Origin of the sequence: Sulfurimonas sp. HSL3-1 (assembly GCF_039645995.1) — a bacterium.
GTDB classification, from domain to species: Bacteria; Campylobacterota; Campylobacteria; order Campylobacterales; family Sulfurimonadaceae; genus Thiomicrolovo; species Thiomicrolovo diazotrophicus.
This window is the reverse complement of the sequence record NZ_CP147920.1, coordinates 398,998-422,597: the sequence shown is the minus strand read 5'-3', so window position 1 is coordinate 422,597 and position 23,600 is coordinate 398,998. Positions and strand designations below refer to the sequence as shown.

Annotated in this window: 20 protein-coding genes and 1 tRNA gene; 10 read left to right on the top strand and 11 right to left on the bottom strand. The window is 59.8% G+C overall.

The window, feature by feature from the left end:
- Positions 1-140: 140 nt before the first annotated feature.
- From mraY to proB, 6 genes are all read left to right on the top strand, one after another.
- Positions 141-1,202 carry a phospho-N-acetylmuramoyl-pentapeptide-transferase gene (mraY, locus tag WCY31_RS02185; RefSeq protein WP_345970637.1) on the top strand — a complete coding sequence of 354 codons (1,062 nt, stop codon included), beginning with the start codon at positions 141-143 and terminating at the stop codon, positions 1,200-1,202.
- A 9-nt stretch (positions 1,203-1,211) separates the two neighbouring features.
- Positions 1,212-2,450, top strand: coding sequence for a UDP-N-acetylmuramoyl-L-alanine--D-glutamate ligase (gene murD, locus WCY31_RS02180; RefSeq protein WP_345972956.1), 1,239 nt, complete (start codon positions 1,212-1,214; stop codon positions 2,448-2,450).
- A 42-nt stretch (positions 2,451-2,492) separates the two neighbouring features.
- Positions 2,493-2,568: transfer RNA gene (locus tag WCY31_RS02175), tRNA-Phe, on the top strand.
- A 267-nt stretch (positions 2,569-2,835) separates the two neighbouring features.
- Positions 2,836-6,426 (top strand): bifunctional proline dehydrogenase/L-glutamate gamma-semialdehyde dehydrogenase, encoded by a 3,591-nt coding sequence (locus tag WCY31_RS02170; RefSeq protein ID WP_345972955.1) that lies wholly within the window; start codon positions 2,836-2,838, stop codon positions 6,424-6,426.
- Positions 6,427-7,911 (top strand): sodium/proline symporter PutP, encoded by a 1,485-nt coding sequence (gene putP / locus WCY31_RS02165; RefSeq protein WP_345972954.1) that lies wholly within the window; start codon positions 6,427-6,429, stop codon positions 7,909-7,911. It begins immediately after the preceding gene.
- Positions 7,908-8,687 carry a glutamate 5-kinase gene (proB, locus tag WCY31_RS02160; RefSeq protein WP_345970633.1) on the top strand — a complete coding sequence of 260 codons (780 nt, stop codon included), beginning with the start codon at positions 7,908-7,910 and terminating at the stop codon, positions 8,685-8,687. Before putP ends, proB begins: the two co-directional genes overlap by 4 nt.
- Here the strand turns inward: proB and WCY31_RS02155 are convergent.
- The 5 genes from WCY31_RS02155 to WCY31_RS02135 form a co-directional block, all read right to left on the bottom strand.
- Positions 8,684-9,322: an HAD family phosphatase gene (locus tag WCY31_RS02155; RefSeq protein ID WP_345972953.1), complete on the bottom strand. Its 639-nt coding sequence runs from the start codon at positions 9,320-9,322 to the stop codon at positions 8,684-8,686. The two genes, proB and WCY31_RS02155, sit on opposite strands and share 4 nt — an antisense overlap.
- A gap of 1 nt (position 9,323) precedes the next feature.
- Entirely contained in the window at positions 9,324-9,647 is a 324-nt protein-coding gene (locus tag WCY31_RS02150; protein WP_345970631.1) for a hypothetical protein, read from the bottom strand.
- A gap of 109 nt (positions 9,648-9,756) precedes the next feature.
- Positions 9,757-10,614, bottom strand: coding sequence for a damage-control phosphatase ARMT1 family protein (locus WCY31_RS02145; protein ID WP_345972952.1), 858 nt, complete (start codon positions 10,612-10,614; stop codon positions 9,757-9,759).
- A gap of 135 nt (positions 10,615-10,749) precedes the next feature.
- Entirely contained in the window at positions 10,750-11,244 is a 495-nt protein-coding gene (gene purE, locus WCY31_RS02140; protein ID WP_231020171.1) for a 5-(carboxyamino)imidazole ribonucleotide mutase, read from the bottom strand.
- 50 nt (positions 11,245-11,294) lie between these two features.
- On the bottom strand, positions 11,295-12,584 hold the full coding sequence (locus WCY31_RS02135) for a peptidase U32 family protein (protein WP_345972951.1): 1,290 nt from the start codon (positions 12,582-12,584) through the stop codon (positions 11,295-11,297).
- Positions 12,585-12,670: 86 nt separating this feature from the next.
- On the opposite strand from WCY31_RS02135, the gene WCY31_RS02130 reads away from it, so the two are divergent.
- The 4 genes from WCY31_RS02130 (at position 12,671) to leuA (ending at position 17,819) form a co-directional block, all read left to right on the top strand.
- Complete coding sequence (locus WCY31_RS02130) at positions 12,671-13,450, top strand: histidinol-phosphatase HisJ family protein (RefSeq protein ID WP_345972950.1); 780 nt, start codon at positions 12,671-12,673, stop codon at positions 13,448-13,450.
- A gap of 126 nt (positions 13,451-13,576) precedes the next feature.
- Positions 13,577-15,007, top strand: coding sequence for a type I glutamate--ammonia ligase (gene glnA, locus WCY31_RS02125; protein WP_345970627.1), 1,431 nt, complete (start codon positions 13,577-13,579; stop codon positions 15,005-15,007).
- A 111-nt stretch (positions 15,008-15,118) separates the two neighbouring features.
- On the top strand, positions 15,119-16,015 hold the full coding sequence (locus WCY31_RS02120; RefSeq protein WP_345970625.1) for a sensor histidine kinase: 897 nt from the start codon (positions 15,119-15,121) through the stop codon (positions 16,013-16,015).
- Positions 16,016-16,148: 133 nt separating this feature from the next.
- Complete coding sequence (leuA, locus tag WCY31_RS02115) at positions 16,149-17,819, top strand: 2-isopropylmalate synthase (RefSeq protein ID WP_345970623.1); 1,671 nt, start codon at positions 16,149-16,151, stop codon at positions 17,817-17,819.
- A 222-nt stretch (positions 17,820-18,041) separates the two neighbouring features.
- On the opposite strand, the gene WCY31_RS02110 is transcribed toward leuA, so the two are convergent.
- The 6 genes from WCY31_RS02110 to maf are packed head-to-tail and all read right to left on the bottom strand — an operon-like array spanning position 18,042 to position 23,599.
- On the bottom strand, positions 18,042-18,515 hold the full coding sequence (locus tag WCY31_RS02110) for a hypothetical protein (protein ID WP_345972949.1): 474 nt from the start codon (positions 18,513-18,515) through the stop codon (positions 18,042-18,044).
- Between the two features lie 33 nt (positions 18,516-18,548).
- Entirely contained in the window at positions 18,549-20,495 is a 1,947-nt protein-coding gene (locus WCY31_RS02105) for a PBP1A family penicillin-binding protein (protein ID WP_345970621.1), read from the bottom strand.
- On the bottom strand, positions 20,492-21,187 hold the full coding sequence (locus WCY31_RS02100) for an ATP-binding cassette domain-containing protein (RefSeq protein ID WP_345970619.1): 696 nt from the start codon (positions 21,185-21,187) through the stop codon (positions 20,492-20,494). Before WCY31_RS02100 ends, WCY31_RS02105 begins: the two co-directional genes overlap by 4 nt.
- 5 nt (positions 21,188-21,192) lie before the next feature.
- Positions 21,193-22,290 (bottom strand): pyridoxal phosphate-dependent aminotransferase family protein, encoded by a 1,098-nt coding sequence (locus tag WCY31_RS02095; protein ID WP_345972948.1) that lies wholly within the window; start codon positions 22,288-22,290, stop codon positions 21,193-21,195.
- Complete coding sequence (locus WCY31_RS02090; RefSeq protein ID WP_345972947.1) at positions 22,287-23,039, bottom strand: M48 family metallopeptidase; 753 nt, start codon at positions 23,037-23,039, stop codon at positions 22,287-22,289. The genes WCY31_RS02095 and WCY31_RS02090 overlap by 4 nt, the downstream gene beginning before the upstream one ends.
- The gene (gene maf / locus WCY31_RS02085) at positions 23,036-23,599 is read right to left on the bottom strand and encodes a septum formation inhibitor Maf (protein WP_345972946.1); all 564 of its coding nucleotides are present in this window, start codon (positions 23,597-23,599) and stop codon (positions 23,036-23,038) included. Before maf ends, WCY31_RS02090 begins: the two co-directional genes overlap by 4 nt.
- Position 23,600 lies beyond the last annotated feature (1 nt).

Below are 23,600 nucleotides of genomic sequence, written 5' to 3'. Positions count from 1 at the left end.
AAATCCTTCACGAAGGGTTTTCCGGGAGCTGTCGGAACTCCGGAAATCCCCTTAAACATATAATGACGGCAATTATATTAAAATAGCACTTTTTACTCACTTTATCCCCGGTATAAGTGAAAACTCTTTATGGACTGATAATGCTTTACTGGTTTTACGAACTTCTGGATATCAACCTGCTGCAATACATTACCGTCCGTGCCGGCGTCGCCTTTTTCCTGGCGCTCTGCATGACCCTTTTCCTGATGCCCCGCTTCATCCGCTGGGCGCAGAAGACCTCCAGCGTCCAACCCATTAACGACTACGCGCCCGACCGCCACCGCGAGAAAGCGAAGACCCCGACGATGGGGGGCGTCGTCTTCATCGTTTCAACCCTCATCGCATCGGCGATCACCGTCCGGTACGACAATTTTTTCGCCCTGGGCGGGATGCTCGTGCTCGCGCTCTTTATGCTGATCGGCTTCAAAGACGACTACGCCAAGATCGACAAGCAGCACAACCTTGCCGGCCTCACTGCCAGGGCCAAACTGCTGTTCCAGATCGTCGCCGCCCTCGCAGGCGCCCTTTTCCTGCGTTTCGCGGCGGGACTGGATACGGAACTGTATGTCCCCTTTTACAAGTACCCGCTCTTTGACATGCAGCTTTTCGCCCTCTTTTTCTGGAGCCTCGTTATGGTCGCGGCCTCCAACGCCGTGAACCTCACCGATGGGCTCGACGGCCTCGCTACGGTGCCCTCCGTCTTTGCCCTGATGACCCTGGGCATTTTCGTTTACATCATCGGACACGCCGGTCTCTCCGCCTACCTGCTGATGCCGAACTTCCCCGTCGGGGAAGCCTCCGTCGTCGCCGCGGCGCTCATCGGTGCGCTCATCGGCTTTCTCTGGTTCAACTCCCATCCGGCCGAGGTCTTTATGGGCGACAGCGGTTCGCTCGCCATCGGCGCCTTTATCGGCTACCTCGGCATCGTCGCCAAGAGCGAGTTCCTGCTGCTGCTCATCGGTTTCATCTTCGTCATCGAGACCGTCTCCGTCATTATCCAGGTCGGCAGCTTCAAACTGCGCAAAAAGCGGGTCTTCCTGATGGCCCCCATCCACCACCACTTCGAGATGAAGAACTGGGCGGAGAACAAGATCATCGTCCGCTTCTGGATCATCGCCATGCTCTCGAACCTCGCCGCGCTCATTACCCTCAAAATCCGCTAAGGCCCCTTGATGCAGCATAACCGCACCTCCCTTTTCGGCTACGGCGTCACAACCCGGGCGATCGCCAAGACCTTCGGCCCCTGCACCTTCTATGACGACCACGTCCACAAGCCCTTCACCGACGAGGAGGGGAACCGGGTCCGTCCGACGGCGGAGTTTGATCCGCGCTACTCCGACCTGGAGATCCCTTCGCCGGGCATCCCCCCGGAACACCCCCTGATCCGGCAGTCGGAACACCTTGTCAGCGAGTACGACCTCTTCCTCTCGCCGCTGGCGCGTCCCCCCTATACGCCGGAACAAAAGCCTTTTACCGTCTGGATCACCGGCACTAACGGCAAGACGACCACGACGCAGATGCTCACCCACCTCCTTGCCGACAAAGGGGCGCTCTCCGGCGGCAACATCGGCACTCCCCTGGCCGCGCTGGATGCCGCGTCGCCGCTCTGGGTCCTGGAGACGAGCTCGTTTACCCTGCACTATACCCATGAGGCGAAACCGGACCTCTACGTCGTGCTGCCGATCACCCCGGACCACCTGAGCTGGCACGGCAGCGAACAGGCCTACATCGACGACAAACTGAAGCCGTTGGCACAGATGCGCGAGGGCGAGACCGTCCTGCTGCCGCGCGCCTATGCCGACACCCCGACGGACGCCTTTGTCATCCCCTACGACGATGCCGACGATCTCGCCGCCTTTTTCGGTTTCGAGACCGACCATATCCATTTCAAAGGTCCCTTCCTCCTCGACGCCCTGCTGGCGATGGCCGTCGACCGCATTCTTTTTGACCGGATCGACTATGCCAAGATGAACGCCTTTGTGCTCGACCCGCACCGCCAGGAGGAGTTCAGCGACGCTCAGAACCGCCTCTGGGTCAACGACACCAAGGCGACCAATATCGATGCGGCCCTGGCCGCCGTCCGGCGCTACGCCGACCGCCCCATCCACCTCATCGTCGGCGGCGACGACAAGGGGGTCGATATGACGCCGCTCTTCGAGGCCCTCACCGACGTTGACGTCACCCTCTATACCATCGGCAGCAACCAGGCGAAACTCGACGCTCTCAGCGCGCGCTTCGGCATCCCCTTTGAGAGCTGCGGCGTCCTGACCGAAGCGGTCAAGCGCATCGCCGACGTACACACCCTGCAGAGCGTCGCGCTGCTCTCCCCGGCCTGCGCCAGCCTGGACCAGTTTCCCTCCTATGCCGTGCGCGGTAACACGTTTAAAGAAGCCGTCTCCAATTTAAGCTAGGCTTCAATATGCCGTTGCTATAATTTCGGCCTCCTTACAAAAGGCCTGTTAGCTCAGTCGGTAGAGCAAGGGATTGAAAATCCCTGTGTCCTTGGTTCGATTCCGAGACAGGCCACCACGAAACACTATTTTTCCAATCATTTTATCCACGATTCAAAAACAGCCACTGCCTGTTCATTTTGTTTGCTTCCATACACGTATATCGCCTCACTATCATACCTGCTCACACGCGCTCCCCGGAATGATTTTAGCTTGCACTAAACCTAATATGTTATTGTAGGGCCTATCAGCTGTCGGAGGGTGCCGCCAAGAAGCCGGGTATCACTCCGCCCCCCGTATTGTCACCTGTACGGGGCCAATCCACACCAGTATGAAGGACCTGCCTATGCCCATTCCCCCCGAACTATTCGAAGAGACAAAAGCCGTCGCCCGCCGGTGGCAGGAGGAGATCTCGCACCATATCGGGAAGGAGGAGCAGAAACTTCACGCGATGATGCAGCGCATGCTGAAAAACCCTATTAACAAGATCTTCCTCATCGAACTGCTCGACCAAAGCTTCCGTTCCAAAAACCCCGACCGGGTCGCCGACCAGCTCGAATACATCTTCGAAAAATACAAACGTACGGATTTCTTCAGCCACTTCGAACAGATCCTTATCTGGCTCTTCCGCGACGTCGGCATCTACGTCAGCTCCCTCTCCGTGCCGATGTTTATCAACTACCTGCGCAACGACATCAGCGCCATCGTCATTCAGGGCGAAGACCCCGTCCTCTCCAAGCACATGAAAGCGCGCCGGGCCGAGGGGACCCGGGTCAATATCAACGTCATCGGGGAGGTCGTCCACAGCGAGGCCGAAGCCGCACGGCGGGTCGAAAAATATATCGCGATGCTCGAGAACCCGGATATCGACTACCTTTCGCTCAAGATCTCCAACATGTTCTCCCAGATCCTTCCCCTGGCTCACGACAACAACGTCGCGCATGTCTCTTCCCGGCTCGAGCGGGTCTACCGGGCGGCCATCGCCAACCCCTGCCGTGACAGGGAGGAAAAGACACAGCCCAAATTCGTCAACCTCGATATGGAGGAGTACCGCGACGTCCGCATCACCATCGACGCCTTCAAAAAGGTCCTCTCCAGGGAGGAGTTCACGCAGCTGCATGCGGGCATCGTCGTCCAGGCCTACCTCCCCGATGCCCTCACCTACATCCGGGAACTGGCCGACTGGGCCAAAGCCCGCGTCGACGCCGGAGGCGCGCCGATCAAAATCCGCATCGTCAAGGGGGCCAACCAGGAGATGGAGCTGACAGAGGCCTCCTTGCGCGGCTGGCCCAACGTCACCTACGCGCACAAAGCGGAATCGGACGCCAACTACAAAAAAGCGATGGACTACCTGCTCGACCCCGCCGTCGCCCCCTACGTGCATACCGGTGTCGCCTCGCACAACCTCTTCGACCATGCCATGGCCATGCTGCTGGCGAAGGCGCGCGGGGTTGAGCAGTATGTCACCGCCGAGATGCTGGAGGGGATGAGCGAAGCGGCCTACCGGCTCCTCAAAGCTGAAGGACGCAATGTCATCCTCTACGCCCCGACGGCGACGAAGGAGACCTTTACCAATGCCATCGCCTACCTGGTGCGCCGCTTTGATGAGAACACCGCCGAGCAGAACTTCCTGCGCCACAGTTTCGGCCTGAAGGTGGACACACCGGAGTGGGAGCAGCTCGTCAAGACCTTCGACGATGCCGTCGCCCTCCTCCCCTCCGTGTCCGAAGCGCCCAACCGCACCCAGGACCGCACCCGGCCGGTCGAAAAGATCGCCGTCGATCCCGCCGTCTATCATTTTGAGAACGAGCCCGATACGGACTTTATCCTCCCCGCCAACCGCGCCTGGGCGGAAGCGATCCGCGACAAATGGCAGCATATCGGTGAGCGCGAGGGAGGCTTCAGTGCCTACCCTGTCATCGGCGGCAGGATCGTGCAGCGCGACGAAACGGTCACGGTGATTGACAAGTCCCAATACCACGAGAACAAACGCGCGGGCTCCTATGTCGAAGCGACTCCGGAAGATATGGCCGCTGCCATCGACACGGCCCAAGCCGACCCCGACGGCTGGCGAAAGCTGACGCCCCACGCGCGCCAGAAGATCATGATGGAGGTCGCCCACGCAATCCGGGTTGCCCGGGGCGACCTCATCGGCATTGCCGCGGCGGAGGTGGGCAAGGTCTTCACCGAGACCGATGTCGAAGTGAGCGAGGCGATCGATTTCGTCAACTTCTACCCCTACAGCGTCACCAAGCTGGCGGGGCTGACGGGAGTAGAGGCCAAAGGCAAAGGGGTCGGCCTCATCATCAGCCCCTGGAACTTTCCCGTCGCCATTCCCACCGGGGGGATCGCCGCGGCCCTCGCGGCAGGCAACACGGTGATCCTGAAACCCGCCGAAGCCTCCATCCTCACCGCCTACCGCCTCTGCCAATGCTTCTGGGAAGCGGGGGTCAGCATGAACACCCTGCAGTTCATCCCGGGACGCGGGTCAGCGGTCGGGGAGCATATGATCCCCAGCAAGGGGATTGATTTTACGATCTTCACCGGCGGCGAAGAGACGGCCTACCGCATCATCAAAGCCCGTCCCGACATTCACCTGAGTGCGGAAACGGGAGGCAAGGACGCTACCATCGTCACGGCGATGGCGGACAGGGACCAGGCGATCGGCCACGTCATGGCCTCGGCCTTTCACAACTCCGGGCAGAAGTGCTCGGCGACATCGTTGCTTGTACTGGAAAAAGAGCTCTACGACGACGAGGAGTACAAACGGCAGCTCAAAGAGGCGGCGGAGTCCATGCAGACCGGTTCCGTCTGGGATTTCAGCAACCGCGTCGGTACCCTCGTCGACCGCCCCGCGGGCAAACTGGCGCAAGCCCTCGAGCTCCTGGACGAGGGAGAGGAGTGGCTGCTGGCACCCGACTATGCCGACAGAGGCAATCCCTATATGCTCACCCCCTCGATCCGCTGGGGAACCGCGTCGGGGGATTTCTGCCACATGAACGAGCTTTTCGGCCCCGTCCTCAGCGTGATGCGCGCCGAGGACCTCGAAGACGCCATCGGGATCGTCAACGCCACCGGCTACGGCCTCACCTCCGGGTTGGAGTCCCTCGACCACCGCGAACAGGAGCAGTGGAAAGCGACGCTGCTCGCGGGGAACCTCTATATCAACCGCGGCACAACCGGGGCGATCGTGCTGCGTCAGCCCTTCGGCGGGATGCGCAAATCGGCCATCGGCAGCGGCAGGAAAGCGGGCGGCTTCAACTACGTCAGCCAGTTTATGGATATCACCTACCGTGAAACTAACCTCTACGAGTCCTGTTCCACGCCCTTCACCGACCGTATGCGGGTGATGCTCCAGCGCGACACCGTCTTTCACGACGAGTGCGAGAAGGCCCTGCGCCACCTCTGCCACTTCGCACACTGGCACGAGACCGAGTTTATGAAACCCCATGACTATGCCCATATCCGCGGGGAGTCCAACGTCATCCGCTACCTGCCGGTCGAAAGCGTCCTGATGCGCCTCGTGGAGGGGGACCGCCTGGAGGAGGCGCTTGCCACGATCATGGCTGTCAGGATGGTCGGTGCGCGCCTGCACATCTCCCTGCCCGAACACTCTAAGCAGGCGGAGTTCCTCTGGCTCGAATCGAAGCAAGCGAGCCTGCTCGGGGAGCACGACGCCATCACCCGCGACAGCGAGGCGGTCTTCATCGACCGGATCCCCCATTACGAACGGGTCCGCTCTCTCCGCCCCGAGAACGTCTCCCCGGCCCTCTTCGACGCCATTGCCGACCGGGCCGTCTACATCGCCAGGGAACCCTTCGTCGCCCACGGGCGGATCGAACTGATGCACTACTTCATCGAACAGAGCATCTCCAACAGCTATCACCGCTACGGCAACCTCGGCATTGCCGGCCTGCACCCGGAAGAGGAGGTATAAATGCAGACACCCGTACTGATCTCGTTCGGCCTTTACATGCTTGTTATGGTGGCCATCGGCCTCTATTTCTACTTTAAAACCGAGGACCTCGGCGACTATGTGCTCGGCGGGCGGGGTCTCGGTCCCGGCGTCACGGCGCTGAGCGCGGGGGCCTCGGATATGAGCGGCTGGCTGCTGCTCGGGCTGCCCGGTATGATGTACAGCGACGGGATCGCTGGCAGCTGGATCGCCGTCGGTCTGCTGATCGGCGCTTACCTGAACTGGCACTACGTCGCCCGGCCGCTGCGCATCATGACCCACCGCCTGGACGACGCCATCACGATTCCCGACTACTTCGCCAACCGTTTCGGCGATGCCAAGGGCCATCTGCGCGTCATCACCGCCCTCGTGATTTTGCTTTTCTATACCCTTTACACCTCCTCGGGCCTCGTCGGCGGGGCCAAGCTCTTCGAAGCGACCTTCCACCTCGACTACGCCGTCGCCCTGGCCGTCGGCAGCATCATCATCGTCTCCTACACCTTCCTGGGCGGCTACAACGCCGTCAGCTGGACGGACTTCATCCAGGGGATCTTGATGATGCTCGCCCTTATCGTCACGCCCGCGGTCGTCATCACCCACCTCGGCGGCCTCTCCGCCGCTCTGGAGCTGATGGAGTCGATCGACCCCACCCACCTCGACATCGTCCACGGCACCGGCGTCATCGGCATCCTCTCCCTGATGGCCTGGGGGCTGGGCTACTTCGGGCAGCCCCACATCCTCGTACGCTTCATGTCGATCCGCAGCGAGGACGAGATGCACCACGCCAAGGCGATCGGCATGGGGTGGATGGGCCTCTCTATTATTGGCTCGCTGGCCGTCGGCTTCTTCGGCCTCGCCTACGTCGTCTCGTCGGGTACAGACCTCGCCGATCCCGAAAAGATCTTTATCACCCTCTCGCAGCTGCTCTTCGACCCCTGGATCGCCGGCTTCCTCCTCGCCGCCATCCTCGCGGCCATCATGAGCACGATCGATTCGCAGCTGCTGGTCTCCTCGTCGGTCCTGACGCGGGACATTTACCATGCCACCTTGCGCAAAAAAGCCTCGGACAGCGAGCTGGTCTGGGTCGGACGGGCAACGGTCATCGCGATCGCCCTGATCGCCTGGTACCTCTCCACGGACAAAAACTCCAGCGTCCTCTCCCTCGTCGCCTATGCCTGGGCCGGCTTCGGGGCGGCCTTCGGGCCGCTGATCATCCTCTCGCTTTACCGGCGCGACATTACCAAAGGCGGGGCGATTGCCGGTATGGTAACGGGAGCGCTCACGGTCATCGTCTGGAAACAGCTCGAAGGGGGCCTTTTTGAACTCTATGAACTGCTGCCGGGGTTTGTGGCAGGCTGGGTGGCCATCAGGCTCGTTTCACCGGTAACGCCCCCGGTCCCCGAATCGATCTTGCACCGCGTTGAAGAGACTAGCGGCGATTTCAGACGCAAGAAAGGGGAAGCGTGAGCAAGCGTATCGTCATCAAAGTCGGCAGTGCCGTCCTCACCGAGGGCAACCGGATCGCCAGGGAGCGTATCCTCGCCCTCGTACAGATGATCGCCGACATCCGCGGGCAGTACGACGTCATCCTCGTTACCTCGGGAGCAGTGGCGGCCGGTTACTGCGCGCTGAAACTCGACAAACGCGAACGGGTCGGCAAAAAAGCCCTGGCGGCCGCCGGCCAGCCCATTTTGATGAGCAGCTACAAAAAAGAGTTCGACACCTACCATATCGATACGGCGCAGATTCTTCTGACGGAGGACGACTTCGATTCGCGCAAACGCACGGCGATGTTCCAAGAGATCATCAACGCGCACCTGGCCAACGACATCCTCCCCATCATCAACGAGAACGACATCACCTCCACCCCCGAGCAGCTCTTCGGGGACAACGACCAGCTTTCCGCCCACGTCACCTATGCGACGGATGCCGATCTGCTCGTGATCCTCAGCGACATCCACGGCTACTACGACAAAAACCCCCGCGAACATGAGGATGCGAAACGCCACCGGGTGCTCCACGCCGTCCCGCCGGAGGCGCTGCAGGCGGACTCCACGCCCAACGACCCCTTTGCCACCGGCGGGATCGTTACCAAGCTGATGGCTGCGGACTTCCTGCTGCGGCGCGGCAAAAGGATGTTCCTCTGCAACGGCTTCGAACTCTCCACGGCGGTCCAGTTCCTGATCCACGGTGAACAGACGCTGGGAACGCTCTTCGAACCTCGGCCGCAGGCGGCAGGTTAATCCAGCAGCCCCAGCAACGCTTCGATAGTGCCGATGCGATGGGTCGCGGCCGAGAAGTCGTGCTGTGCCGTAAAGGCGTTATCGACGATGACGCACTCAATCCCTGCGCTCACCGCCGAACGCAGCCCCCGCTGCGAATCCTCGACGACAACAGCTTCATGCTTTGTGCCACCGAGCAGTTCCAGCCCTTTCAGATAGGGGTCAGGGTGGGGTTTCGCGCGGGCATATTCGCCGCTGCAGAGCACGAACTCCATCGCATCCGCTATCCCTCTGCCGGTATGGATCAGTTCAAAATCCTCCCGTCGCGCCGAGGTGACTATTCCCATCCGGTAGCGTTCCTTGAGGGCTCCAAGCACCTCATGCACACCGGGAATGGCGATCTCCTCCGTCTGCAGGTAGTGCTGATAGAGATCGTTGCGTCTGCTGCGGGCCGCTTCGACCGTCTCCGTGTCGTACCCCGCCTCCTCCGCGAGCAGGAACGCGCTCTGGCCGTTGATCATGATCTCCCGGTAACGCGTCTCTTCAAGGGTGATGCCCATGGTGTTAAGAATTTCGACGTTGGCCCGGAAGTACCACGCCTCGGTCTCGACGAGTACGCCGTCGTTATCGAAGAGAATGTACTTTTTGCCTCGCACGTCAGAGCGTCTCGATATCGACGATCTCGATACGGTCGCACCCTTTCTTCAGAAGCTTTTTTGCTTTCGCGTCCTCTTCTGCGAGGGTCAGCGCATCCATAAAACTCTCTTTGGGGATGGTCACCGTCTGGATCGCCTTTTTGTTCTTGATCGTCAGCGCGCCGGGGTCCGTCACCACGGCCTCGATATCCCTTTTGCCTTTGGCATAAGCATTTTTGATTGCCCGTGCCACCGCTTCGTTCTGGAGCAGATCCGCCAACGTAACACTAATTTCCAGATCACCGTCGCAGAGTACAATATACTTAATCATCATTTCACCCGTCATTCCAGTTCCTTTTTCAGGGCATAGCTAAAACCCATGCGTGGGATTTGGATATGCCTTTGTGAAACCATACCATAAACGGACGGGGCAGGATGAAAAGCGGGTTGGTATGTCAGACGAGTTTGCAGATAATGCTGCCGATCTCCGCGCCGATGGAGCGGGAGACGACGTTGCATTTGACCTTAAGCAGGTAGACGAGGTCGCCGCGCGGCGCGGGGGAGAGGCATTCGTAGTTGCCCATCCCCTTGGTGAGCACCACGTCGCTCTCATCGAAGAGGCGCTGCGCCTCCTCGGACGCGCGTTCATAGACGAAGCCCGGGGTGTCGACGCCGCTGTCGACGAGGGCGGCGACCTCCGCCAGACCGTCCGCCATCGCCTCGTCGAAGGTGACGTCGTTGATAATCGGTTTGCCCCGGGTCATGTAGGTAATCGCGAGCTGCGGGTAGAGCGCCGCGACGGCTTCGATCGCCAGAGCGTCAAAGAGGTGCTCGCCGGCGTTGTCGCCGATATAGAGCAGCGTCTTCGCCCCGGAAAGGCGCTGCCGCAACGCATCGACGTCGTCGTGGGCGAAATGGGTGTGGAAGAGCCTGTCGATTTCCGTGTCGAGGTCGAAGCTCACCTCGGCGGCCAGGTCGATGACGTTCCCGGCGACGGCGACTTTGACCGCCGTCAGGAAGGGGTCGTCAGCCTTGGAAATCTGTTCGCGCAGGAAAGGAATGAAGGTTTTCGCTTTGTCGGAGGAGTGGCGCTTGACCTCATCATAGAGGTCCTTTTTCCCGGCAAGCACGGCCAGGTGTTCGTAGACTTCCCGGGCGACTTCCGGCGGCGACTTGGCAAAATCGAAAGCTTTCGACATTGCCAAAACGTCTTCCCGAATCTTCTCGCGCAGCGCGTCATCAGCCCCGATCGCGTCGGCAACACGCTGCGTCTGCCCGATAATACACTCAACACAAGCATTTTCGATTTTCATCTAAATCACTTTCCTTGGTTTACGACGCTGCCGATGTAGCCTAGCGGAATTCCGCAGGAACGAGGACACAGCAGCGTTCAGGGAAACATCGGCTTTGCCGAGCGGTACCCTTGTTTTGCTCCTGAGCGCGTTCAATTATAACTTGGTCTCGATCTCGAGGGAGTCCATCTCGACTTTTTTCGCCTTGGCGACGCGGTCTTCCTGGAGCTTGATGCGCAGGTCTTCGCTCTCCAGCGCCATGATCTGCATCGCGAGGTAGGCCGAGTTGATCGCGCCCGCCTTGCCGATGGCGACGGTCGCAACCGGCATGCCCGCCGGCATCTGGACGGTGGAGAGGAGCGCGTCGATCCCGCTCAGCGCCGAGGCGCTCATCGGCACGCCGATGATCGGCTTGACCGTCTTGGAGGCCAGGACGCCCGCGAGGTGCGCCGCCATGCCCGCCGCGGCGATGAAGACCTGGGCCCCTTTGGCTTCCGCTTCAAGGATGTACTCTTTGGTACGTTCCGGCGAACGGTGCGCCGAGGAGATGATCAGCTCATACTGTACCCCGAAGGTTTCCAGCGTATCCGCACACGATTTCATGACGTCATAGTCACTTTTGGATCCGATAATGATTGAAACGAATTTCATTTCATGCCCCTGTATTTTGATGCGGAATTATAGCGAATTCACGGCAAGCGTTAGACGGGCGGCGACTGGTCGATCCCGTCGGCAGGGATGCGGAGGAAGCTGTACTGGGGCAGTGCGCCCGGCAATACGATGGGGTTGACGTTGCCGCTGTGCACCGCGTCCCACTCCCGTCCATTTTCCGCCACGAGCTTATTGAAACGGACATACCAGCGTCCGTCGCGCTCAAAAATCGACCCGTACTCGTTTTCATAGGGTGAGAGCACCGCATCCCAAGGCGCGACGATCTCCGCCTCGTCGCCGGGGCGGGTCGTATACTTGCAAAGAAAGTGCCCGCCGTCTTCGGTTACCATGCCGCTCACCTGGTGGGTCCCCATCTGCATCGTGAAATCGAGGCTCTGGGTATCGTGCTTCTCGAAGGGGCGGTTGACGAGGTAGGCGTCGGTAAAGCCGCGGTTCTGCATCGTGTTCAGCTCCTCCTGGTAGCGTTCGCTCGGCTCCAGGCCCGCATAGTAATCGTCGATGGCCATGCGGTACGCCTTGGCCGTGATGGCGGCGTAGTAGCTCGCCTTCGTGCGCCCCTCGATCTTCAGCGAGTCGACCGCCCCGGCATCGAGGATCTCCTTGATGTGCGAAGCGAGGTTGAGGTCTTTCGAGTTCATAATGTAGGTGCCGATGCCCGGGTCCTCTTCCAGCCGGAACAGCGTTCCCGTCTCCGGGTTGGCTGCGTAGAGCTCATAGGGGAAGCGGCAGTCGTTGGCGCAGCTGCCGCGGTTGGGGACCCGGCCGCTCTGCACGGTCGAGATAAGGCAGCGGCCGCTGTAGGCGAAACACATCGAGCCGTGGACGAACACCTCGAGTTCGAGGTCCGGCAGCTCCGCTTTGATCTGCTTGAGGTCTTTGAGCGAAATCTCCCGGGCGGCGATGATGCGGCGCGCCCCCATCTCGTAGTAGACTTTCGCATCGAGCACATTCATGACGTTGGCCTGAGTGGAGAGGTGCAGCGGGATCTGCGGGGCGAGTTTGTGCGCCAGCTGCAGCACGCCCGGTGTCGCGACGATAAAGGCGTCCGGTTCCAGCGCCGCCATCGCGAGGATGTGTTTCTCCAGCAGATTCAGCTGGGAGTTGAAGGGGAATCCGTTGATGGTCGCATAGACCTTTCTGCCCCGCGCATGGGCATAGTCGATCCCCTCTTTGAAGCTCTCCATCGTAAATTCTTTGCCCGAACGGATCCGCAGGGAAAAGTGGCTGACGCCGCCGTAGACGGCATCGGCCCCGAAGTCGATCGCGATCTTCAATTTCTCCAGGTTGCCCGCCGGGGAGAGTAGTTCAACTTTATGCATTCTTTTTTCTTTGAATCTTTTTGCGTATTTTACCCGACCTTCTTGGTTCTCAGCCTATAATACACAATTAATATGGGAATCAAGCTATGAAAATCGACCTGCACAACCACACCTCACTCTGCAACCACGCCGAAGGCTCGGTGGACGAATACGTCGCCGCGGCCGTCGCCGCGGGTATCGACGTTTTCGGTTTTTCCGACCACGCGCCGATGGATTTCGACCCCAAATACCGTATGAAGTTCGAAGAGATGGAGCAGTACCACGGGATGGTCATGGACGCGAGGGAAAAGTATGAGGGGAAGATCGACATTCTCTTCGGCTACGAGGTCGATTACCTCGAGGGCCATATGGACACGCGCGTTCTGAGTGCCGATGTCGACTACCTGATCGGCTCCGTGCACTTCCTGGACGAGTGGGGGTTCGACAATCCCGAATTCATCGGGCAGTACGAGCACGAGGATATCGATGTCATCTGGGAGCGCTATTTCGAACAGGTCGAGGCGATGGCCAAAAGCGGCCTCTTTGATATCGTCGGCCACCTCGACCTTATCAAAGTGTTCAAGTTCATGCCCAAACGCGACATCGTCTCCATCGCGTCTCCTGCCCTCGATGCCGTCGCCGCGGCGGGGATGACGATGGAGATCAACGTGGCGGGCTACCGCAAGCCCGTTGCCGAAGCCTACCCCTCCCCGGACCTGCTGCGAGCCGCCTTCGAGCGCGGCATCCCCGTCACCTTCGGTTCCGACGCCCACACGCCGGGGCAGATCGGCCTGTTCAGAGATGAGGCAGAGGCCCTCGCCCGCGAAACGGGGTATACGGAATGTGTATACTTCCGTAACAGAAAGCCCTACAGCGTCGCGCTGTAACAGCGCATTTACTCCCCTTCCCCCTACAAAAAGCGACAAATTGACTAATTTTTAATCACACCTCTTTCGCTAGCGTAAAGGACATTCGGCTATACTTACCGCAAACTTTCACAACAGGAGAAATCAATGGGAAAATTCGTTAACAGCATTGACGAGTTCTTTAAATACTGTGAAGAGAACGACGTCCAGTTTGTCGACCTTCGTTTCACGGACATCAAAGGTGCATGGCACCACCTCACTTACCGCATGAGCGCCGTCAACGCCGATAATCTTACAAACGGATTCCCTTTCGACGGTTCTTCCATCGAAGCATGGCAGCCGATCAACCGCTCCGACATGCTCCTCAAAGCAGACGTGCCGACAGCCTTCCTCGACCCGTTTACTGCAGATCCGACCATCATCCTTTTCTGTGACGTCTATGACATCTACAAAGGTGAAATGTACGAAAAATGCCCGCGTTCCATCGCGAAAAAAGCCCTCAAGCACGCTGAAGAGCTCGGTATCGCCGATGCAGCATACTTCGGTCCTGAGAACGAATTCTTCATCTTCGACGAAGTTCACTTTGTCGACTCCATCAACGAAGCGGGATACCGTGTCGACTCCGAAGAGGGTGAGTGGAACTCCAACACCCGTTTCGAAGAGACGTACAACACCGGTCACCGCCCGGGGACAAAAGGCGGTTACTTCCCGGTAGCGCCGACTGACTCCATGGTCGACCTGCGTGCGGAAATGATGATGGTCCTCGAGCAGATCGGTCTCGAAGTCACCCTCGGCCACCACGAAGTTGCCCAGGGCCAGGGCGAAATCGGTGTCGTCTTCTCCGACATCATCGGTGCAGCCGACAACGTCCAGAAATACAAGTACGTCGTCAAAATGGTCGCACACCTCAACGGCAAAACGGCGACGTTCATGCCGAAGCCGCTCTTCGGCGACAACGGTAACGGTATGCACACGCACCAGTCCCTGTGGAAAGACGGCAAGAACCTCTTCTACAAAGAGGGTAACTACGGTAACCTCTCCGATACGGCACTCAACTACGTTGGCGGTATCTTCAAACACGCGAAAGCCGTTGCGGCGTTCACCAACGCTTCTACGAACTCTTACAAGCGTCTGATCCCGGGCTTCGAAGCACCGAGCATCCTGACGTTCTCCAGCCAGAACCGCTCCGCTTCCTGCCGTATCCCGTACGGTGCGGGCGAAAAAGCGACGCGTATCGAAATGCGCTTCCCGGACTCTACTGCATGTCCGTACCTTGCCTTCGCCGTCATGATGATGGCCGGCCTCGACGGTATCAAGAGCAAAGAAGTTCCGGTCGGTCCGATGGACGAAGACCTCTTCGAACTGACGCTGGACGAGATCCGCGAAAAAGGTATCCCGCAGATGCCGCATACCCTCCGCGAAGCGCTGGAAGCCCTTATCGCCGACAACGAGTTCCTCAAGCCGGTCTTTACGGATGAATTCATCACGACATACCAGCACTACAAATTTGAACGTGACGTCTGGCCGGACGAAGGTCGCCCGACTGCCTACGAATTCAAAACAACTTACATGTGCTAATCACATACCCCCTGTTACGGGGGTAAACCCCTCTTGTTTTTTTCCGCTAAAATCAGCCCCCCTTTATCCTAGTTTCGCTATAAATAAATCATATATTCTAAACATTATTTAATGCAAAGACAGGAACGAGTGAAAGCGCCAAAGACCCAGACACTTATCGAAGACATCCTTGCCCTCTCAACACAGTGTGACAACGGGTTGCGCGAGAAGATCGAACTCCTGATCGCAAGCTATACGACCGAAGGTACCACACGCGAGCAGATGCTGGAGTCGCGGGTCCTTGAAGAGATCGATAAACGCCTGGAGCGCGAAAAAGTGCTGCAGAACCAGGCGAAGATGGCGGCCATGGGCGAAATGATGGATGCCGTCGCCCACCAGTGGAAACAGCCGCTGAATGCGCTCAGCATGTACGGTGACCTGCTCAAGATGGATTTTGAAGCCGGGGACGTTACCCTGGAATACGTCGAAAAGTTCGTCGAGGACATCCAGGAGCAGATTACCCACATGGTCTCGACGCTGAGCGAGTTCCGCACCTTCTTCCGCCCCGACAAGGAGAGCGGCCCCTTCGGGCTGAAGCGCTGTACCCAGTCGGTCCTGCTGCTGGTGCATGACGAGATGCTCCGCAACAATATCGCCGTTACCGTCGAAGAGGGGCGCGAGATCATCGTCAGCGGGATCGAGAACGAGTTCAAGCACCTGCTGCTCAACCTGCTCGCCAACGCCAAAGACGCCTTCATCGAGCGCGAAAGCAGCGTGCGGGAGATTCTGATCCGCTTCTACAAAAAAGGCGGACATATCTACATCGAGGTCGAGGACAGCGCCGGCGGGATCGACCCGGAACTGCTCGAAGAGATCTTCAAACCGAACTTCACGACCAAGCGCGACGACAAGGGCACGGGTATCGGGCTCTATATGAGCACCCAGATCGCCCAGAAGATGCAGGGCTCGCTGACCGTCGAAAACGCGAAGCGCGGCGCCATCTTCCGCCTGGAGCTCCCCCTCCCCTGACCCCCGAAAACTTTACGACTGCCTGAGCAAGTGCACCCCTGTGCTGCCGTGAACCCGAACCCGCCGACAGTTTTGCTATAATTGCGCACGATTTCTAGCAGGAGATCGACTATTTTAGTTCAAGGAGGAGCATATGAAAAATGCTCAAAGCGGTAAATACCGCCCATACCCCAAGATTGATTTGCCACAACGCCAGTGGCCGGACAACACCATCGACAAAGCGCCTCTGTGGTGCAGCGTCGACCTGCGCGACGGCAACCAGGCGCTGGTGACTCCGATGAATCTGGATCAAAAACTTGAACTATTCGACCTCCTGCTCAAACTCGGATTTAAACATATCGAGGTGGGCTTCCCCTCCGCATCCAAGGTCGAATTCGACTTTTTGCGGACCCTGGTCGAGCGAGGGCTGATCCCGGACGACGTCACCATCCAGGTGCTCGTCCAGGCCAGAGAGCACCTGATCGACAAAACTTTCGAGGCGCTCCAGGGCGTTAAAAAGGCGATCGTGCACCTGTACAACTCGACGTCGACGGCCCAGCGCAAGATCGTCTTCAAAAAAGAGCAGGACGACATCACCGCCCTCGCGCTCGAAGGCGTCGACATGGTCAAGAGCCGTGCGGCTTCTTTTGACGGCGAGATCACGCTGGAGTATTCGCCGGAGAGCTTTACCGGGACCGAGATGGAGTTCGCCGCCCAGATCTGTAACGCCGTCACGGCACGCTGGGGCATCAGCGCGGAACGCCCGGTCATCATCAACCTCCCGGCGACGGTAGAGATGGCGACACCGAATATCTATGCCGACCAGATCGAGTGGATGAGCCGCCACCTGGACAACCGCGAGCACATTCTCATCTCGACGCATACGCACAACGATCGCGGCACCTCCGTCGCGGCGACCGAGCTGGCACTGCTGGCGGGGGCGGACCGCGTCGAGGGGACCCTGCTCAGCAACGGCGAACGGACCGGGAACGTCGATATCATCACCCTGGCGCTGAACATGTACACCCAGGGAGTGGACCCCGGACTCGATTTCGGCGACGTCAACACCGTCGTCGACGTCGTCGAGCGCTGTACCGACATCGAGACGCATGTACGCCACCCCTACGTGGGCGAACTGGTCTATACGGCCTTTTCCGGCTCCCACCAGGATGCCATCAACAAAGGGCTGGCCTACCAGCGCGCGAAGAGCGAACCGTTCTGGGAGGTGCCCTACCTGCCGATCGACCCCGCCGACGTCGGCCGGACTTATGAGAGTATCATCCGCATCAATTCGCAGTCGGGCAAAGGGGGCGTCGCCTACATCCTCGAGGACAAGTTCGGCTACCAGCTCCCCAAAAAAATGCACCCCGAGATCGGGCGCATCGTTCAGGGTATCACGGACGTCGAGGGGCGCGAACTGACGGCAGAAGAGATCCTGGGCATTTTCGAAAAGACCTATTTCGAGGTGCCGCAGTACATTGAGTTCGTGGATATGGCCGTCAACTCGGAGACATCAAAAAGCGGCATCGTGACGGTCAAACTGACCTACCGGTTTGAGGGCGAGGAGATCACGAGCACGGGTCAGGGCAACGGGCCTATCGACGCCTGCCGCAAAGCCCTCGGCGAAAAGTTCCCGCACGCCTTCGTGCTGCGTTCGTACTCCGAGCACTCCTGCGGGGAGCAGTCGTCGGCCAAGGCCGTGGCCTACATCGAGATCGAAACGGAAGATTTCGGTGCGTTCTTCGGCGTCGGCCGCGACAACGACATCACCATCGCCGGAGTCATGGCAATGTTCAGCGCGCTGAACCGAGCGTATCATTCTTAATACACGCGATAGGGAGCAAAGCCCCGTATAGCTACGCTCGGCCGCTGTGGCGCATGTAGCACAGCGGAATTCCGCAGCAATGCGAGGACAAAAGTACAACGCTGCTCCCGGCAGCGTCATCATCATGCATCAAATGCAACGCCCCGTCTTGCTATACCACTCTTCCCACTCGACAATCTATTTTTTTCACTCTAACCGCTACGTTGCTTGTTACCGTAAAGCCTAGAAACTGATGGCGGCGGTGATCTCCGGGTAACCGCGGCGGATCGTATCGCCGTTGCTGCGGCTGTACCACTCCTCGGCCCACCCCACCGACAGGCAGGCACGTCCTTCGGCGTAGGCGATCCCCGCCCGTGCGCCGACGGTCTCGTAATCGTCATAATGGCCGCTGATGAAAGTGTGCCGGTAAAAAACACCGGCATAGGGACGAAAGGTAGGCGAGAGAGGGAGATAGTAGGTCACCGGCAGGTCAACCTCGTTCATCGTCGGCGTGCCGCCGAACCACCCCCGGTAGCCGACACCGACGGAGAGGCCGTTAAAGGCGAAGTAGTTCGCGCTGACGCCTACGATCGTGTAGGTGCTGTCAAAACCGCTGCCGGTGCCCACTGTCAGCGCCACGCTCTTTGTTCCGGCGTCAAAGACCCCCGCCTGAAGCAGAAGTGCCGTCGCCGTGATGCCAAGGGTGATCTTTGTCATGCGCTCTCCTTTGGGCCATTGTAGCACAGGAAGCTAGAAGAGCAGACCGTCCTCCGCTTCGGAAGGCATCTTCTCCACCGGCGGCGGCGACGCCTTGGTAAAGAACTCCTCGGCCCCGTTGCGCTCAACCTTCGTCACCCCTTCGGGCATCACGAATTTACGCGGGACCTGCGGGAAGAGATGCAAGAGCTGGGTATAGAATTTCCGAAACGCCGGAGCCGCCGCCCGGCCCCCCGTCTCCCGTTTGGGCAGCGGGGTATTGTCGTCGTTCCCGAACCAGACGACCGTTTCCACGCTCGGCGAATAGCCGGCGAACCAGGCATCGATGGAGTTGTTCGTCGTCCCGGTCTTGCCCGCTGTCTCAATGCCCCCGACCGCAGAGGCGCGGCCGGTACCCCGCAGCACGACGTCGCGCAGGATTGTCGTCATCAAGTAGGCCTGGGCCGGGCTCGTCACCTCACGCTGCTTCGGCTCGGCATCGTAATGCGTCCCCCGTTTGTCGATGCTCGTAATGAGGTAGGGGTCGCTCTGCACCCCGCCCGCGGCAAAAGAGCTGTACGCACCGGCCAGTTCGACCGGTGAAAGCGTGATACTGCCCAGGGCCAGGGAGAGGTCCAAAGGCAGCCCGGCGAACTGGTAGCGGGAGAGTTCGCGGTAGATGCGCGAGAGCCCGATATCCGTCACCAGGTTGATCGTCGCAAGGTTGCGCGAATGCACCAGCGCTTCGCGCAGGGTAATCAGCCCTTTGTAATCGCGCTCATAGTTCTTGGGCTGCCACTTCTTCTCGCTCCCTTCCGTTTCATAATCATAGGTCCGGGCGATATCGACCAGCTCCGTCGCCGGCGAATAGCCCAGATCCAGCGCGACCTGATAGATGAAAGGTTTGAACGCGGACCCCGGCTGACGGCGCGCCTGCGTCGCCCGGTTAAATGCGCTTTTTGTGTAATCCACACCGCCGACGAGCGCGAGGATCTCTCCCGTCGCGGGCTCGATGCTCACCAGCGCGCCGTTGAGCTCACCGAACTGGCTCGCGTTGGCGTCTTCATCCCTTTTCATCGCCCGTTCGAGAATGCCGTCATAGGCGTACGACAGGGCCTCCCGTCCCGCCTCCTGCAGGCGCAGGTCCACGGTCGTATTGATCGTATAGCCGCCCGTCCGGATATCGGGGTAGAGCACCGCCGCCCGCCGCAGGACCTCGTCCGTGACGTAGGGTGCGCGGTTCTGCGTCAGGGTCTCGTCAAAGACCCCCGGGCGCTCCTGCAGCGCCGTATTGTAGCTCTCGTCATCCACCCACCCCAGCGCATGCATCCGCGAGATCACCCGGTTCGCCCGTCCCAGGGAGAGTTCGTAGTTGCGTGTCGGTGCGTAAAAAGAGGGGGCCTTGGGCAGGCCGACGAGTATGGCGGTCTCTTTGAGTGTCAGGCGGTTCAGCGGCTTGTGGAAATACCCCTGTGCCGCCGTTTTGATCCCGTAGTAACCGTGGCCGAGGTAGATGGCGTTGAGGTAGCGCTCCAGGATCTCCTCTTTGCTCAGTTCCGTTTCGAGTTTCAGCGAGAAGATAAGCTCTTTGAGCTTGCGCGAAAACTTTTTCTCCCGCGTCAAGAGGGTGTTCTTGACCAGCTGCTGGGTAATCGTACTCGCCCCCTCGACGAGTTTCCCCGCCTTGATATCCTTGATGATCGCACGGAAGATCGCGTCGACATTGACGCCGCGGTGTTCGAAAAAGGTCGTATCTTCAATGGCCAGCAGGGCTTCGATCACCAGCGGCGGGATCTCGTCAAAGGTGACGTAGGCGCGGTTCTGCTTATCGAAAATATTGGCGATCTTCTCGCCGTTCCGGTCATAAATGTACGTGGTCATCGGCGGGTTGTACTGGACAAGCTTCCGGGTCTCGTGACCGTACTGCGCCACAAAGTAACCGATAAAAAGGATAAGGGCGACCACACCGGCCAGGCCTCCCCACAGCAGAATTTTTTTCACGTTCTATACTCCCTCCCGGCGAAACTAGATTCAATCAGTGTGCGTGTATACGCATGTTCGGGCGACGCCATCACCTGTGCCATTGCCCCCTGCTCGACCACGCTGCCCTCGCGGATGACGCACACCTCGTCGCACAGCGCACGCGCCGAGACGATATCGTGGGTCACAAAGAGCATCTGGAAGCCCATCTGTGTCTGCAGCTCCCGCAGCAGCGCGATAATGACGCGGCGTGTCTCGGGGTCGAGGGCCGTCGTTGGCTCATCGAGCAGGAGCAGTTTGGGCGTGTGCGACAGGGCGATGGCGATCACGGCCCGCTGCAACTGCCCGCCCGAAAGCTCCGGCGGGAAGCGCTCGAGCAGCGCCGCATCCAGCCCGACCCGTGTCATCAGCGCCGCCGCTTCCGCCGGCGGAACCCCCTCGAAATGGCCGCCGACCCTGGTCAGCGGCGAGAGGGCGGTAAAGGGGTTTTGGGGTACAAAGGCGACGGTGTCGCCGCGGCGGAGCTCAAAGGGGGCATCCATCTCGATCGTCGACGACATCGCGGGCGGGAGCATTCCCAGCAGCGCCTTGAGCGTCAGGCTCTTCCCGCTGCCGCTCTGTCCCACCAGGGCCAGCGCGCTCTCGATGCCAAAGGCGATATCCACCAGCGTACCGCCGGCATAATCGATCCGCAAACGTTTAATCTGAATCATTGCGCCTATTTTACCCAACGGGCGATAATCTCGCAACCGCGCCGCAGGCTCCCCTCTTCGACTCCGAGCCGCCCGATTAGCCGGATGATCGCCCGCTCCACCGTCGGCTGCCGGATGGCGCCGACAAGCATCCCCTCCTCCAGCAGTGCCGCCTGGATCGCCATCACCTTCCGGTTGTCGCCGACGGGAACGGCCGCGATAAGACCGTCCGCCTCGGTACCGAGGAGCCCGTTCATCATCGCGCGGCGCGCCTCGATCTGTGCCTTCAGTTCCTCGCCATTCTCCAAAATATAGTGCAGCGACGCCTGCGCCAGTGCCGTGTCAAAGAGCGACGGCGCCGTGGCGTAAATGACGGGCTTCGCGCGGTTGACGAGGTAATCCGCGATATGGCTTGACGAAAGCACGTAGGCCCCGAAACTGCCGTACGCCTTGCCCAGGGTCCCCATCTTGATGTGGTTGGGTTTCGGCGTGATCCCGTAGAGGTCGAAGACGCCCAGCAGCCGCGAACCGACCACCCCGCTGCTGTGCGCCTCGTCCACGATCAGCAGGGCGTCGTAACGCTCCGCGAGCTCAAAGATCTCCCGCGCCATCAGATCCCCGTCCATGGAGTAGATCCCTTCGACGGCGATAATGCGCCGGCGGGCATCGGAAGCGGAAAGTTTCTTCTCCAGTTCTGCTGCGTCGTTGTGACCGAAAAGGGTCACCTTCCCCTCGACCAGTTTCGAAGCGAGCACCCCGCTGGCATGGTATTTCTCATCCATAAAGAGCTCGTCGCCCCGGCGCACGAGGGCCTCGATCATCGCCAGGTTCGCGTTGAATCCGCTCCCCATGACGATGCCGGATTCAAACCCGTTCGCTTCGCAGAGCGCCGCTTCGAATTCGCGGTGAACGGCATGGTAGCCGTTGACGAGCATTGACGCCTTGGGAGCGTGCACCCTCTCGCCGCTTAGCCGCGCGACGGCCGCGTTAAAGAGTTCCGGTTTCTCCGCCAGCCCCAGGTAGTCGTTGGAGGCGAGATCCGTGATCGCCGGATCGAACACCCGGCGTTCGCGGTAGCGCCCCGAACGTTTCAGGGCGGCGAGCTCGTTGTCGTAATACTTCATCGCTGCGCGGGGAGTTTTTTGATGAAGGCGTTGATCGCGTCGATGCGCGACTGGTCCGAGGGGTGCGTCGAGAGGAACTCCGGCGGCTTTTTCCCGCCCGAGGCCGCCTGCATCCGTTCCCAGAACCGTACAGCCTGGTGCGGATCGAACCCCGCTTTCCACATCAGGTAGATGCCGATCTGGTCGGCCTCCGATTCATGCTTGCGGCTGTAAGGCAGCAGAACGCCCAGCTGGGTGGAGAGGCCATAGGCCTGGTTGTACAGCCCCTGGTACTGCGCGGGGATCTCCAGGGCGGCGCCGAGCAGCTGCGCCCCGGCATTACTGACCATCTGCATCGACATCCGTTCCGCCCCGTGGCGCGCGAGGGCGTGGGCGATCTCGTGCCCCATCACCGTGGCGATCTGGTCGTCGTTCTCCGTCAGCTTGAGCAGCCCCGTATAGAAGTAGACTTTCCCCCCGGGCAGGCAGAAGGCGTTAAGGGTGTCGGACTCGATAACGTTGAATTCCCATTGAAAGTCGTCCCTGCCGCTGACCGCGGCAATCCGTTCCCCGATGCGGCGGACCCGTGCCACCTGCGCACTGTTCGTTGAGAGTTTCGCGCTCTTTTTGAGCTTCTCGGATTCGCTGAGCCCCAGGGCGACCTCCTGCTCGTTGGAGATCAGGATAAGCTGGGTACGCCCCGTCACCGGGGTCTTCGCACAGCCGGCGATCATCAGCATGAGCATCACTGCGGTAGCAAGTCGTTTCATAAGCCCTCCAGGAATGGTTTCAGTGCCTCGACGTTGAGCCCCATCGCGGTGCTTTCATTGCCGCGGACGCTGCGGATATAGGGTTTGCAAAAGCCTTCGACCATGCAGCCCCCCGCCTTGCCGCGCCACTCACCGGAGGCAAGATAGCGCTCCAGGTCCTCGGGGTCGAAAGGGGCGAAGAGGTAATCCGTCGCAGAGATGTCGATGAGCTTCAGACGGGGGGAGTGGTAGATCATGCAGGTGATGATGGAGGTGACGCTGCCGCTCTGCGTCATCAGGATGTTGCGAGCATCATCGAGACAGCGCGCCTTGCGCAGGATCTGTCCCTGAGACGTCACGACGGAATCGGCGACGAGGAGCGGATGTTCCTCGATGCCGAATGTGCTCACACCCGCCCCGTACTTCCCTACCGTCGCCTGGTAGACGAAATTTTTCGGCGAAGAGGCGACGATCTGTTCCTCGTCATAGTCCATCGGGGTCTGGATAAAGTCGATCCCGGCCTGCTCTAACAGCAGGGCCCGGCTTTGCGAGGCGGAGGCGAGGCGGAGGGGAGCGGCCATG

Bases quoted from the DNA above. Each gene is read 5' to 3' on its own strand.
- WCY31_RS02145 (WP_345972952.1), bottom strand. From the start codon at position 10,614: ATGAAAATCGAAAATGCTTGTGTTGAGTGTATTATCGGGCAGACGCAG.
- maf (WP_345972946.1), bottom strand. From the start codon at position 23,599: ATGGCCGCTCCCCTCCGCCTCGCCTCCGCCTCGCAAAGCCGGGCCCTG.
- WCY31_RS02150 (WP_345970631.1), bottom strand. From the start codon at position 9,647: ATGACGGGTGAAATGATGATTAAGTATATTGTACTCTGCGACGGTGAT.
- putP (WP_345972954.1), top strand. From the start codon at position 6,427: ATGCAGACACCCGTACTGATCTCGTTCGGCCTTTACATGCTTGTTATG.
- WCY31_RS02130 (WP_345972950.1), top strand. From the start codon at position 12,671: ATGAAAATCGACCTGCACAACCACACCTCACTCTGCAACCACGCCGAA.
- purE (WP_231020171.1), bottom strand. From the start codon at position 11,244: ATGAAATTCGTTTCAATCATTATCGGATCCAAAAGTGACTATGACGTC.
- WCY31_RS02090 (WP_345972947.1), bottom strand. From the start codon at position 23,039: ATGAAACGACTTGCTACCGCAGTGATGCTCATGCTGATGATCGCCGGC.
- murD (WP_345972956.1), top strand. From the start codon at position 1,212: ATGCAGCATAACCGCACCTCCCTTTTCGGCTACGGCGTCACAACCCGG.
- WCY31_RS02100 (WP_345970619.1), bottom strand. From the start codon at position 21,187: ATGATTCAGATTAAACGTTTGCGGATCGATTATGCCGGCGGTACGCTG.
- glnA (WP_345970627.1), top strand. From the start codon at position 13,577: ATGGGAAAATTCGTTAACAGCATTGACGAGTTCTTTAAATACTGTGAA.
- WCY31_RS02095 (WP_345972948.1), bottom strand. From the start codon at position 22,290: ATGAAGTATTACGACAACGAGCTCGCCGCCCTGAAACGTTCGGGGCGC.
- mraY (WP_345970637.1), top strand. From the start codon at position 141: ATGCTTTACTGGTTTTACGAACTTCTGGATATCAACCTGCTGCAATAC.
- leuA (WP_345970623.1), top strand. From the start codon at position 16,149: ATGAAAAATGCTCAAAGCGGTAAATACCGCCCATACCCCAAGATTGAT.
- WCY31_RS02110 (WP_345972949.1), bottom strand. From the start codon at position 18,515: ATGACAAAGATCACCCTTGGCATCACGGCGACGGCACTTCTGCTTCAG.
- WCY31_RS02135 (WP_345972951.1), bottom strand. From the start codon at position 12,584: ATGCATAAAGTTGAACTACTCTCCCCGGCGGGCAACCTGGAGAAATTG.
- WCY31_RS02120 (WP_345970625.1), top strand. From the start codon at position 15,119: ATGCAAAGACAGGAACGAGTGAAAGCGCCAAAGACCCAGACACTTATC.
- WCY31_RS02170 (WP_345972955.1), top strand. From the start codon at position 2,836: ATGCCCATTCCCCCCGAACTATTCGAAGAGACAAAAGCCGTCGCCCGC.